Here is a 12,739-nt window from a genome sequence, read left to right on the forward strand (position 1 = left end):
ATGGATGCCTGGCCCCGCTGCCTTCAACGCCTCGAAGCCGAGTTTCCGGCCGAGGATGTCCACACCTGGCTCAAGCCGCTGCAGGCCCAGGCCGACGACCGCTCGACCGTGCTCTACGCGCCCAATGCCTTCGTCCGCGACGAAGTACAGGCGCGCTACATGCCGCGTATCCGCGAGCTGCTGGCGCATTTTGCCGGCGTGGAGGAGGTGAGCCTGCAGGTCGGTTCGATGCCGCGCGCCGTGCCGCCACCGGCTGCAACCGGACTGTCGGGTGGCGATGCGCGGGCCGTGCCCGCCGCGCCGATCGAAGCCTTCGGCGGCAACATGGACAGCCACTACACCTTCGACAACTTCGTCGAGGGCCGCAGCAACCAGATGGGCCGCGCCGCCGCCTGGCAGGCCGCGCTCAAGCCCGGCGACCGCGCCCACAACCCGCTGCTGCTGTATGGCGGCACGGGTCTGGGCAAAACCCATCTGATGTTCGCCGCCGGCAATGCCATGCGCCAGGCCAATCCCCGTGCCCGCGTGCTGTACCTGCGGTCGGAGGAGTTCTACAGCGCGTTCTTCCGCTCGATCCAGGAAAAGACCTCGGACCAGTTCAAGCGCCAGTTCCGCCAGATCGACGCGCTGCTGATCGACGACATCCAGTTCTTCGCCGGCAAGGACCGCACCCAGGAAGAGTTCTTCCACACCTTCAACACGCTGTTCGACAGCAAGCAGCAGATCATCATGACCTGCGACCGCTATCCGCGTGAGGTGGAAGGCCTGGAGCCGCGGCTCAAATCCCGCCTGGCCTGGGGCCTGTCGGTGGCGATCGATCCGCCCGATTTCGAGACCCGCGCCGCCATCGTGCTGGCCAAGGCCGCCGAGCGCGGCACCCAGGTGCCCGACGACGTGGCGTTCCTGCTGGCCAAGAAGATGCACTCGAACGTGCGCGACCTCGAAGGCGCGCTCAATACGCTGGCCGCACGCGCGAACTTCATGGGCCGGGCGATCACCGTCGAGTTCGCCCAGGAAACGCTGCGTGACCTGCTGCGCGCCCAGCAGCAGGCGATCAGCATGTCCAACATCCAGAAGGTCGTGGCCGACTACTACGGCCTACAGATCAAGGACCTGCTCTCCAAGCGCCGTACGCGGTCGCTGGCGCGTCCGCGTCAGGTGGCGATGGCGCTGTCCAAGGAACTCACCGAACACAGCCTGCCCGAGATCGGTGAGGCCTTCGCGGGCCGTGACCACACCACCGTGCTGCATGCCTGCCGGCAGATCCGCACCCTGATCGAAAGTGACGGCAAACTCCGCGAGGACTGGGACAAGCTGATCCGTAAACTCAGCGAGTAAGCTGTGCATTGCCGGGGCCTGTACAACACGGGGACCGGAGGTGGAGAGCCTGTGGACAACTTTGGGGGTCAAAAGTTGTCCACAGCTTGATCCACTACTCCACACCCCACTGTCCACCGGGTTTGGATGTCAGAAAAACGTAATCGATTCAGCGGCTTGCAGTAGATACCAACCGATTTTGGCCTTACCCAGCACCACCATTTTTAGATTTATATCCTTTTTATAAAAGCACGGGACAAGGGGATAACACCGACATGCGTTTCAGTCTCCAACGCGAAACACTGCTCAAGCCGCTGGCCCAGGTCGTCAACGTCGTCGAGCGCCGCCAGACCCTGCCCGTGCTGGCCAACCTGCTGGTCCAGGTCCAGGACGGCCAGCTGTCGTTGACCGGTACCGATCTCGAAGTCGAGATGGTCTCGCGCCGTGCGGTCGACGATGCACAAGACGGCGAGACCACGATTCCGGCACGCAAACTGTTCGACATCGTTCGCGCACTGCCCGACGGCAGCAAGGTCGTGATCTCCCAGGCCGGCGAGAAAATCACCGTGCAGGCCGGTCGCAGCCGCTTCACGCTCTCGAGCCTGCCGGCCGGGGACTTCCCGTCCGTGGACGAGGTCGAAGCCACCGACCGGATCGCGGTGCCGGAAGCCGCGCTCAAGGAACTCATCGAGCGCACCGCATTCGCGATGGCGCAGCAGGACGTCCGGTATTACCTCAACGGCCTGCTGTTCGATCTCGGCGACACGCGCCTGCGCTGCGTGGCCACCGACGGCCACCGCCTCGCGCTGTGCGAAACCACGCTGGAAACGGCGGTCCAGACCAAGCGCCAGATCATCCTGCCGCGCAAGGGCGTGACCGAGCTGCAGCGTCTGCTCGAAGGCGGCGACAAGATTCTGGAGCTGGAACTCGGCCGCAACCACCTGCGGGTCAAGCGCGACGATGTCACCTTCACCAGCAAGCTGATCGACGGCCGCTTCCCCGATTACGAGGCGGTGATCCCGATCGGCGCCGACCGTGAGGTCACGATCGATCGCGAACTGCTGCGCGCCGCGCTGCAGCGGGTGGCGATCCTGTCGAACGAGAAGTACCGCGGCGTGCGGTTGGAAGTCTCGCCGGGCACGGTGCGCATCAATGCGCACAACCCGGAGCAGGAAGAGGCCCACGAGGAAGTCGAAGCCGATACCAAGGTCGACGACCTGGCGGTGGGCTTCAACGTGAATTACCTGCTGGATGCCCTGACCGCCCTGCGCGGCGAACAGGTGATCCTGAAACTGCGTGATGCGAACTCGTCGGCGCTGGTACGTGAGGCGACGGACGAACGTAGCCGTCACGTCGTGATGCCGCTGCGTCTCTGACGCGCTCGGTAGACTGGGCGCCCGTCGCCCACACATGTTTCACGTGGAACACGACGCCCGGCTTGCCGGGCGTCTTCCGTTCCGGCCTGTCAGGATTTCCGTGCAGATCACCCGCTTCGACCTTCACAACGTGCGCAATCTGCAGCCCACCTCGCTGCGGCCCGGCGCCGGCTTGAATCTGCTGCTGGGTGACAACGGCGCCGGCAAGACCAGCGTGCTGGAGGGACTGCACCTGATGGCTTACGGCCGAAGCTTCCGTGGCCGGGTCCGAGATGGACTGGTGCAGCGCGGCCGCGAAGCCGTCGAACTCTACGCGGAGTGGCGCGAGGATCCGGCCCATCCGGAGCGCATCCGTCGCGCTGGCCTGCGGCACACGGGCCAGGACTGGAGCGGACGCCTGGATGGCGAAGACGTCGCCCAGCTTGGGGATCTGTGCGCGGCGTTGATGGTCGTCACTTTCGAGCCCGGCAGCCATGCGCTGATCTCCGGCAGCAGCGAGGTCCGCCGCCGCTTTCTCGATTGGGGACTGTTCCACGTGGAACAGGACTTCCTGCAGCAATGGCGCCGGTACGCCCGCGCGTTACGGCAGCGCAATGCACTGCTCAAATCAGGCGCCGGCGGCTCACAGCTCGATGCTTGGGATCATGAGCTCGCCGATGCGGCCGTTCCGCTGGATACGAGACGCGAGGCCTATCTGGAGCGTTTGCAGATTGCGGTTCAGGCGGTGGCCGAACAGGTGGCGCCGGCACTGGGCGCCCCGGAGCTGGTCTTTCTACCAGGTTGGCGCCGCCAGGAGCTTTCGCTGTCGGATGCACTGATGGTGGCCCGGGACCGCGACCGGGCCGCCGGCCACACCAGCGTGGGGCCGCACCGTGCCGACTGGCGGATCCGCTTCGATGACCGGCCCGAGCAGTCGCTGTTGTCACGCGGGCAGGCCAAGCAGTCGGCGCTGTGCTGCCTCCTGGCCCAGGCGCGGGATTGCGCCGAGCGGTTCGAAGGTCGGTGGCCGGTGATTGCACTCGATGATCTGGCGTCAGAGCTGGACCGCCACCACCAGCGTCAGGTCCTGACGTATCTGCGAGATGCAGGCGCGCAGGTGCTGATCACGGGGACCGAGCGCCCGGACCACTGGCCGGCCACGGTACTTGAGGACGCAACGACGTTCCACGTGGAACATGGCGTCGTCCGGGCGGCATGAAGGGTCCCGATCCGGCTTCTCCACCCCACCCACGTGGATCGGGTGTTCCACGTGAAACATCGACGATAGCGAGTTTGACAGCGCGTCCCGCGCATTGGTGTTCCACGTGGAACACCGGGCGGGGTGCCGGGCCCGAACTGCTATAATTCCGCCCTTGCGGCCCATTCCTGCCGTGTGTGCCCGGCCTGCCGGACGCCGCGCCGGAACGCCGCGCTCCCGGCCAGACAGCGAACCGAATGAGCGACGAGACGATCTCCAGCGGTGCCCCCGCCAACTCCGATTACGATTCCAGCCGAATCACCGTCTTGCGTGGCCTCGAGGCCGTGCGCAAGCGTCCAGGCATGTACATCGGCGATGTGCACGACGGCACCGGCCTGCACCACATGGTGTTCGAAGTCGTCGACAATTCGATCGACGAGGCGCTGGCCGGCCATGCCGACGACATCGTGGTCACCATCCACGAGGACGGCTCGGTATCGGTGTCGGACAACGGCCGCGGTATCCCGGTCGATATCCACAAGGAAGAAGGCATTTCCGCGGCCGAGGTCATCATGACCCAGCTGCACGCGGGCGGTAAGTTCGACGACAACAGCTACAAGGTCTCGGGCGGCCTGCACGGCGTGGGCGTGTCCGTGGTCAACGCGCTGAGCGAGAAGCTCACCCTCGACATCTGGCGCGACGGCTTCCACCACCATCAGGAATACGCGATGGGCGAGGCGGTCTCGCCGGTGGAGCGCGGTGAGCCCTCGACCAAGCGCGGCACGCTGCTGCGTTTCTGGCCGGCGGTGTCGACGTTCTCCGACGTCACGTTCCACTACGACATCCTGGCGCGCCGCCTGCGGGAACTGTCGTTCCTCAACTCCGGTGTGAAGATCAATCTCGTCGATCTGCGTGGCGATGGGCGTCGTGATCTGTTCGAGTACGAGGGCGGTATCCGCTCGTTCGTCGAGCATCTGGCCCAGCTCAAGACGCCGCTGCACCCGAACGTGATCTCGGTGACCGGCGAACAGAACGGCATCACGGTGGACGTCGCGCTGCAGTGGACCGACGCGTACCAGGAAACGATGTTCTGCTTCACCAACAACATCCCGCAGAAGGATGGCGGCACGCACCTGATCGGATTCCGCGCGGCGCTGACGCGCACCCTGACCAATTACATCGAACGCAACGGCATCGCCAGGCAGGCCAAGGTGGCGCTGTCGGGCGACGACATGCGTGAAGGCATGATCGCGGTGCTGTCGGTGAAGGTGCCGGACCCGAGCTTTTCCTCGCAGACCAAGGAAAAGCTGGTGTCCTCCGAGGTGCGCCCCGTGGTCGAGAGTGCGTTCGGCCAGCGTTTGCAGGAATTCCTCGACGAGAACCCGGCCGAAGCCCGCGCCATCGCCGGCAAGATCGTCGACGCCGCCCGCGCCCGCGAGGCCGCGCGCAAGGCGCGTGACCTGACCCGGCGCAAGGGCGCGCTGGACATCGCCGGCCTGCCCGGCAAGCTGGCCGACTGCCAGGAGAAGGATCCGGCGCTGTCGGAACTGTTCATCGTCGAGGGTGACTCGGCAGGTGGCTCGGCCAAGCAGGGTCGCAACCGCAAGACCCAGGCGATCCTGCCGCTGAAGGGCAAGATCCTCAACGTCGAGCGCGCACGCTTCGACCGCATGCTCGCCAGCGCCGAGGTCGGCACGCTGATCACCGCGCTCGGCACCGGCATCGGCAAGGACGAGTACAACCCGGACAAGCTGCGCTACCACCGCATCATCCTGATGACCGACGCCGACGTCGACGGCTCGCACATCCGCACGCTGCTGCTGACGTTCTTCTACCGGCAGATGCCGGAGCTGATCGAGCGCGGCCACGTCTACATCGGCCTGCCGCCGCTGTACAAGATCAAGCAGGGCAAGAACGAGCTCTACCTCAAGGACGATGCCGCGCTCGACGCTTATCTGGCCGGCAATGCGGTCGAGGGGGCCGGGCTGACGCCGGCCACGGGCGAGCCCCCGATCGAAGGCGCTTCGCTCGAGAAGCTGTTGCTGGTGTTCGCGGCGGCCAGAGAGACGATCACCCGCAATGCCCACCGCTACGACCCTGCGGTGATGGAGCTTCTGCTCGACGCAGCCCCGATTGCTGCCGGAACCGAAGAAGAGGTCGCCACGACCTTGCGTGCGCTGGAAGCGCGTCTGAACCAGAAGGGGCTCGGCCGTCCGCGATACCGGTTCGGCATCCAGCCCGCCACAGAGTCGCGCGGTGCGGTGTTGACGATCGATCGTCAACACATGGGGCTCGATGTGGTGCAGCTCGTACCGCTTGCGACGCTGGATACCGGCGAGCTCCGCGCAGTCGGTGAAGCTGCGCGACAGCTGCACGGATTGGTCCGCGAAGGTGCGCAGATCGTTCGCGGCAATCGCGCGCAGCCCGTCAAGTCGTTCGCAGAAGCGCAGGCCTGGCTGCTTGAGGAAGCCAAGCGTGGCCGCCAGATCCAGCGCTTCAAGGGCCTGGGTGAGATGAATCCCGAGCAGCTGTGGGACACCACGGTGAATCCGGAAACCCGCCGGCTGTTGCAGGTGCGGATCGAGGACGCGGTGGCAGCGGACGAGATTTTCAGCACGTTGATGGGTGATGTCGTCGAGCCGCGCCGCGCATTCATCGACGACAATGCGCTGAAAGTCGCCAATCTCGACGTCTGAACCGTTCACGCGCCGTTGTCCGTGCGCCGCCGCATGGCGGCCGCGATTGACGGCGCGTTAATCTTCGCCCGTCTAAAAGGTGGGTTCTTGAACAGGGGAGTCCCACCCATGAAAACGCCCATCGCGGCGCTCGCGGCGGCTGTGTTGCTTGCCGGCTGCGCGACCACCACCTCCCCGACCGGGCGCACCCAGTACGTCGGCGCCGTGACGGCAGCCCAGCTCAACCAGATGGGGGAGCAGGCGTTCGCCGAAACCAAGTCCAAGATGCGGACCTCGCCCGATGCCCGGCAGCAGGCGTATGTGCGCTGCATCGTCACCGATATCGTCCGTGAGCTGCCGGCCAACTGGCAGCAGCTCAACTGGGAATCGGTCGTTTTCGTCGACGACAATCCGAACGCGTTCGCGCTGCCGGGTGGCAAGGTCGGCGTGCACACCGGCATTCTCAGTGTGGCGCAGAACCAGGACCAGCTGGCCGCCGTGATCGCGCACGAGATCGGCCACGTCTATGCCAACCACCATGACGAGCGCATCACCCGTCAGATGGGCGCGCAGGGCCTGTTGGGGGTTGCCGGCGCCGCATTGGGCTCGCGCTATGGCGAAGGCGCGCAGCAATCGGCGAACCAGCTCGGCGGCGCCGCGCTGCAGACGACGTTCCTGCTGCCGGGTACGCGCACGCAGGAAACCGAAGCTGACGTCGTTGGTCAGGATCTGATGGCCAAGGCGGGCTTTGATCCGCGCGCGGCGGTTGGCCTCTGGCAGAACATGATTGCGGCCAGCGGCGGGAGCCGACCGCCCCAGTGGCTGTCGACGCATCCCAATCCCGAGAACCGCATCAGCGAATTGCAGACACGCGCAGCCCGCCTCGTGCCCACCTTCGAGCAGGCACAGGCGGCAGGCAAGCGTCCGCGCTGCGGTTGATGCCATTCCGCGGCCGACCGCACGCGCGGTTGCAACAACTATTTGGCGATAATCGCCTGTTCCAGACTCCGGCCCCCGGCGTACCGCGGGCCACCTGCCAATCGAGGTGTTCCATGTCGAAGTCCCGCATGCCCCAGCAGGCGCTCGCCGCCGCCTTGACCACCGCCCTGCTCGCGTTCGCCGCGCCTTCGATGGTGCTCGCACAGGATGAGAGCAGTGAGCGCAGCAGTCGTGCCGATCGCGCCTCGCGCAGTCCCGACCGCAGCGAGCGTCGCAGCTCGCGCCAGGCGCCGCAGAAGGCAGAGGCGCTGTATCCCAACAGCACCCGTGAGGAACCAGGCGTGGCCGCCAGCCAGCGCCTGCTCAAGCAGCTCAACACGCTGTCTGAAGCAGGTACCGAATCCGATGCCGCCAAGGGCCTGCCGGTCGCGGACGAGATCCTCGCCAACGGCGCCGCCAACACCTACGACAAATCGATGGCCGGTCTACTGGCGGGTCAGCTGCTGATCAACGAGGACAACGAGCGCGCGATCACCTATCTCAATCAGGCCATCGAGACCGGCGGACTCGACAACAACAATCACTTTCAGGCCATGCTCATCGTTGCGCAGCTGCAGGCGCAGGAAAACCAGTACGACCAGGCGCTTGCGTCGCTCGACCGGTACATCGCAGAGTCCGGTTCCACCGATCCCAAGGACCAGGCCCTCAAGGGCAATCTGCTGTATCGCCTCGAGCGCTATCCGGAGGCCATTGCGACGCTCAGGCCGCTGGTCGATGCGGGCGGTGAAGTTGATCCGCAGTGGCAGCAGATCCTGATGGCGTCGTACGCCGAGTCAGGCAACAGCGCAGAGGCCACGCGTCTTGCCGAACAGGTCGCGCAGGCGACGCCGGACGACAAGCGTTCACAGGTCAACCTGGCCGTGTCGTATCTGCAGACCGACCAGAACGACAAGGCGATTGAAGTGTTCGAGCGTCTGCGTGCGGGGGGTCAGCTCACGGAAGAGAGCGAGTACCGCAATCTCTACGCGCTGTACCTCAACAGCGAGAACAAGGAGCGCGAAGCGATCGCGGTGATCAACGAAGGCCTGCAGAAGAACATCCTCAAGGAGGATTACCGCACGATGGCGGCGCTCGGTCAGGCCAACTATTTCAGCGACCAGATCGAGCCCGCGATCGCTGCTTGGCGTAAGGCTGCACCGCTTGCCGAGAATGGCGACACCTACCTCAACCTCGCGCGCGTGCTGCATCAGGAAGGCCGTGCGGACGAGGCGAAGGAAGCTGCACGACAGGCGATCGCAAAGGGCCTGAAATCCAACACCGACGCGGAGCGCATCATTTCCGGGCGTTAAGAAAAAGTTGCTGGAATTATGGATGGTACTGGCCACTTGGATTGGTATAAGCTTTAGGGTTCCTGCCGCCCGAACAGGTCGGCAGTTCAACTTTTCCACCGGGGTTTCGACCCCGGCCTCACCAGAGTTCTCCGCATGACGCAACGCTCGACGACGACCGACAGGAACGACGAAGACGAGGGCCTGAACTGGGGCCGCATCGCCGGCTTCACGATGGTGGTCGCGTTCCACGCTGCTGCGATCATGCTGCTGCTCGCGCCCGTCAATCCGCCGAACGCTGCGGCGCAGGAGGAAGCGGCCACGCGTGTCGTGATCATCGAACCGCCGCCGCCCCCGCCGCCGCCGCCGCCGCCGCCGCCGGAACCGCCGAAGCCGACGCCGATCAAGGAACTGACTCCGCCGCGTCCGACGCCGGTACCGCCGCCGCCGGAATCGCCGCCGGTCGTGTTCGACGATCCGTCGCCGATGGATACACCGGCCCCGCCGCCGGCGCCGCCTTCGCCGCCCGCGCCCTCCGCCGACATCGGCGCCAGCGTGGACATCTCGTCGAAGAACATGAATCCGCCGCGTTACCCGCCTGCCGCTGCACGCGCGCAGATCGAGGGCACGGTGATTCTGGTGATCGACGTCGATGCCAACGGCAACGTCACCAACGTCTCGGTCGAGAAGTCCAGCCGCAACCGTGACCTCGATCGCGCCGCGATCGAAGCCGCACGCAAGTGGTCGTTCGCACCGGCGATGAAGGACGGTCGACCCGCGGCTGGTCGCGTCCGTGTCCCGGTCGACTTCAATCTCGGCTGATCGATTCCGCTGTATCCGATACACCGACGTTCTTCGGGACGTCGACACTTACGCGTCAACGTTCCACTCTTCAAACCACTACATCTAGAAGGTAAGCGTCATGCTGCAGGAAACCACCAACGCCGCTGTGTCCAACGCTGCCGGTCTGGAGTCGATGGGCTTCGCTGACATGATCGAGCACATGGACGCGGTCAACTGGACCGTGCTCATCGTTCTGATCGTGATGTCGGCCATGTCGATCTTCTGGATCATCTTCAATGCGATCAAGGCTGCGCGCCTGAAGAGCAGCACCGATCGCGTGATCAACACGTTCTGGGAAACCTCGAACGCGCAGGATGCGATCCGCTTCATGGAAGAGCAGCCTAAGAGCGAGCCCTTTTCGAAAGTCGCCCTCGACGCTGCACAGGCCGCTGCGCATCACCAGCGTCATGAAGGTTCGCGTCTGGTCGAGTCGCTGAACCGTTCGGAATTCGTGGATCGCGCGCTGCGTCAGGCCGTGACCCGCGAGTCTCTGAAGCTCGAGGACGGTCTGACCGTGCTCGCGACGGTCGGTGCAACCGCCCCGTTCGTGGGTCTGCTCGGTACGGTGTGGGGCATCTATCGCGCCCTGATCCGCATCGGCGCCAGTGGCCAGGCGGACATCGGCGCGGTGGCAGGCCCGGTCGGCGAGGCGCTGATCATGACCGCGATCGGTCTGGGCGTCGCAATCCCGGCGGTGCTTGGCTACAACTTCTTCGTCCGTCTGAACCGCGGCATGAACAACAAGCTCGACACCTTCGCGCACGACCTGCACGACTTCTTCGCCACCGGTTCGCGCGTCGGCGAAACGCAGGCTCCGGCCAAGGTCTAAGAAGCGCGCACGTCTTAGCGACAACGGAGTTCAGATATGGCTTTCAGCTCAGGTGGTGGTGGCAACGACAAGGTCAATGCCACGATCAACATCGTCCCGCTTGTCGACGTCATGTTGGTGCTGCTGATCATCTTCATGGTCACGGCGCCGCTCATGGCGCACAAGGTGCAGGTCGAGTTGCCGGAAGCTAACCTCGACGAGCGCCCGGAAAACACCCCGGGCCCGACGCCGCTGACGGTCGCTGTCACCGAGACTGGTGACATCTACCTCAACGACGAGCCGGTGACGCTCCAGCTGCTGGAGAGCGCTTTCTCGGTCGAGGCCCAGAAGACGCCGCAGCCGCCGGTCAACATCCGCGGCGACTCGACGACGAAGTACCGGACGATCAACGAGGTGGTCAACACTGCGCAGGCCCAGGGCATGCGCAAGGTTGGCTTCATCGCCACGGTCGAAAACAGGTAAACCGGAGCAACACGCATGGCATTTTCATCCGGTGGCGAAGGCCCGATGGCCGACATCAACATCATTCCGCTCTGCGACGTGATGTTGGTGCTGCTGATCATCTTCATGGTGACGGCGCCGAAGGCTTCCTATCCAATCGACATCGATCTTCCGCAGCGTTCGACGACGCCGCCGGAGAATCCGGTGGAACCACCGGAGCCGATCCGGCTGCGCATCGACGGTTCGGGCCAGATCTTCTGGAACGACAGCCCGACGCCAGTCTCGGCACTGCGCAACATGATGGAGTCGGAAGTCCAGCGGGACCCGACCAATCAGCCGACGCTCGAGATCGACACCAGCGGCGACGCCGATTACGGCGTACTGGCCAAGGTGCTGGCGGAAGCGAAGAACGCGCAGATGCAGAAGATCGGTTTCGTAGCGCAGTAACACGCGACAACCATCGGTGCGGGCCTGCAGCACGCGCCGGTGATCGATGCAGTGATTTGAACGCCGCCTTCGGGCGGCGTTTTTTTGTGCGTGCGGATCGCGCCGGATGTGGACGCAAGACCCTTGGTGCGACGGCTCAGGCGCGCTTGGAGGTGCGTCACCTTGCGATCGAAATAGAAAAAAAGCGGCGCGCACTCGGGATGTGGATGCAGCGAGAACGTCTCCGCAATCGGGCGATCGGATCGAGCGCGCGGATCAGGCGCGTGCAGCCACCGCGTCGATGATCGCGAGATAGCGACGCAGCGTCGTGTCCAGGCCCTCGTACAAGGCTTCCCCGATCAGCGCGTGGCCGATCGAGACCTCGTCGATACCGCCGAGGGCGGCAAGAAACGCGCCCAGATTGGCCTGGCTGAGATCGTGGCCGGCGTTGACGCCGAGCCCCGCCGCGCGTGCCTCGCGTGCAGTTGCCACGAATGCGGCCAGGGCCGTCTCCGGCGTTCCCGCGTCAAAGGCTTCGGCCCACGGACCGGTATAGAGCTCGATGCGATCCGCACCGCTGGCGCGCGCCGCCTCGATGTCGGCGCCGGCATCGGCGAACAGGCTGACCCGGCAGCCGAGATCGCGGAATACAGCGACCAGCGGAACCAGCGCATCGCACTCACGCGCGAAGTCGAAGCCGTGGTCGGACGTCAGCTGGGCATCGCCGTCGGGTACCAGGGTGACCTGAGCGGGGCGCGTCTCTTCGCACAGCGCGAGCAGACCCGGGTAGCCGTCGCGCGGTGGCGCGAACGGATTGCCTTCGATGTTGAATTCGACGCCGCGCTCGACCGTCAACCGCGCCAAAGCACGCACGTCGTCCGCGCGGATGTGGCGTGCATCGGGACGGGGATGCACGGTGATCCCGTGGGCCCCTGCATCGATGCAGGCGCGCGCCGCGCGCACCACGTCGGGATCTCGGCCGCCGCGCGAGTTGCGCAGCACCGCGATCTTGTTGACGTTGACGCTGAGCCGGGTCACGGACCTGCGGCGGGCGGGCGGGGTGTGTCGTCGACAGGCGCCGCCGCCGCCGCGCGGCGGGCGTCGGCCTGCTCGCGCAGACGACGCAGTTCCGTCGGGTCGACCATCATCGCTTCGCTGCGGCTCTGGCTGCCGACGCGCTGTGCCAGCAACCCCAACACGCCGATCACCACGAACACGAGCGACAGCACCAGGGCGATCGCCGCGAGCGGGACCGACGTGGTGGTGAACGCGATGACAACCGCGCCGAGCGCGAGCAACAGGAACAACCAGGGCATGGGACGGGCTCCGCCTGACGTGTGAGCGAGTCTAAACCAGTCGTCGGCCGGAACCGGCTCCGGTGCGCCGGT

General features: G+C 65.4%; 12 protein-coding genes. 10 read left to right on the forward strand and 2 right to left on the reverse strand.

Going from position 1 to position 12,739, the window contains the following annotated elements; translation table 11 throughout:
- From dnaA to AC3IRM_RS00050, 10 genes are all read left to right on the forward strand, one after another.
- Positions 1-1,338 carry a chromosomal replication initiator protein DnaA gene (gene dnaA / locus AC3IRM_RS00005; protein ID WP_489204295.1) on the forward strand — a complete coding sequence of 446 codons (1,338 nt, stop codon included), beginning with the start codon at positions 1-3 and terminating at the stop codon, positions 1,336-1,338.
- Between the two features lie 254 nt (positions 1,339-1,592).
- Positions 1,593-2,693: a DNA polymerase III subunit beta gene (gene dnaN / locus AC3IRM_RS00010; RefSeq protein ID WP_489204296.1), complete on the forward strand. Its 1,101-nt coding sequence runs from the start codon at positions 1,593-1,595 to the stop codon at positions 2,691-2,693.
- A 100-nt stretch (positions 2,694-2,793) separates the two neighbouring features.
- Positions 2,794-3,891 carry a DNA replication/repair protein RecF gene (gene recF / locus AC3IRM_RS00015; protein WP_489204297.1) on the forward strand — a complete coding sequence of 366 codons (1,098 nt, stop codon included), beginning with the start codon at positions 2,794-2,796 and terminating at the stop codon, positions 3,889-3,891.
- Between the two features lie 236 nt (positions 3,892-4,127).
- Positions 4,128-6,566: a DNA topoisomerase (ATP-hydrolyzing) subunit B gene (gyrB, locus tag AC3IRM_RS00020; RefSeq protein WP_489204298.1), complete on the forward strand. Its 2,439-nt coding sequence runs from the start codon at positions 4,128-4,130 to the stop codon at positions 6,564-6,566.
- A gap of 108 nt (positions 6,567-6,674) precedes the next feature.
- Complete coding sequence (locus AC3IRM_RS00025) at positions 6,675-7,484, forward strand: M48 family metallopeptidase (RefSeq protein ID WP_489205957.1); 810 nt, start codon at positions 6,675-6,677, stop codon at positions 7,482-7,484.
- A 113-nt stretch (positions 7,485-7,597) separates the two neighbouring features.
- Positions 7,598-8,833: a tetratricopeptide repeat protein gene (locus tag AC3IRM_RS00030; RefSeq protein WP_489204299.1), complete on the forward strand. Its 1,236-nt coding sequence runs from the start codon at positions 7,598-7,600 to the stop codon at positions 8,831-8,833.
- A 135-nt stretch (positions 8,834-8,968) separates the two neighbouring features.
- Positions 8,969-9,634: an energy transducer TonB gene (locus AC3IRM_RS00035; RefSeq protein ID WP_489204300.1), complete on the forward strand. Its 666-nt coding sequence runs from the start codon at positions 8,969-8,971 to the stop codon at positions 9,632-9,634.
- A 100-nt stretch (positions 9,635-9,734) separates the two neighbouring features.
- The gene (locus AC3IRM_RS00040; RefSeq protein WP_489204301.1) at positions 9,735-10,484 is read left to right on the forward strand and encodes a MotA/TolQ/ExbB proton channel family protein; all 750 of its coding nucleotides are present in this window, start codon (positions 9,735-9,737) and stop codon (positions 10,482-10,484) included.
- Positions 10,485-10,520: 36 nt separating this feature from the next.
- Positions 10,521-10,946 carry an ExbD/TolR family protein gene (locus tag AC3IRM_RS00045; protein ID WP_489204302.1) on the forward strand — a complete coding sequence of 142 codons (426 nt, stop codon included), beginning with the start codon at positions 10,521-10,523 and terminating at the stop codon, positions 10,944-10,946.
- A gap of 15 nt (positions 10,947-10,961) precedes the next feature.
- Positions 10,962-11,372: an ExbD/TolR family protein gene (locus AC3IRM_RS00050; protein WP_489204303.1), complete on the forward strand. Its 411-nt coding sequence runs from the start codon at positions 10,962-10,964 to the stop codon at positions 11,370-11,372.
- Between the two features lie 255 nt (positions 11,373-11,627).
- On the opposite strand, the gene AC3IRM_RS00055 is transcribed toward AC3IRM_RS00050, so the two are convergent.
- Together AC3IRM_RS00055 and AC3IRM_RS00060 are read right to left on the reverse strand one after the other, a co-directional pair.
- Positions 11,628-12,389: a pyridoxine 5'-phosphate synthase gene (locus tag AC3IRM_RS00055; RefSeq protein WP_489204304.1), complete on the reverse strand. Its 762-nt coding sequence runs from the start codon at positions 12,387-12,389 to the stop codon at positions 11,628-11,630.
- Positions 12,386-12,667 (reverse strand): hypothetical protein, encoded by a 282-nt coding sequence (locus AC3IRM_RS00060; RefSeq protein WP_489204305.1) that lies wholly within the window; start codon positions 12,665-12,667, stop codon positions 12,386-12,388. Before AC3IRM_RS00060 ends, AC3IRM_RS00055 begins: the two co-directional genes overlap by 4 nt.
- Between the last annotated feature and the right edge of the window lie 72 nt (positions 12,668-12,739).

The sequence above is a fragment of the Luteimonas sp. KH_071 genome (genome assembly GCF_057838005.1).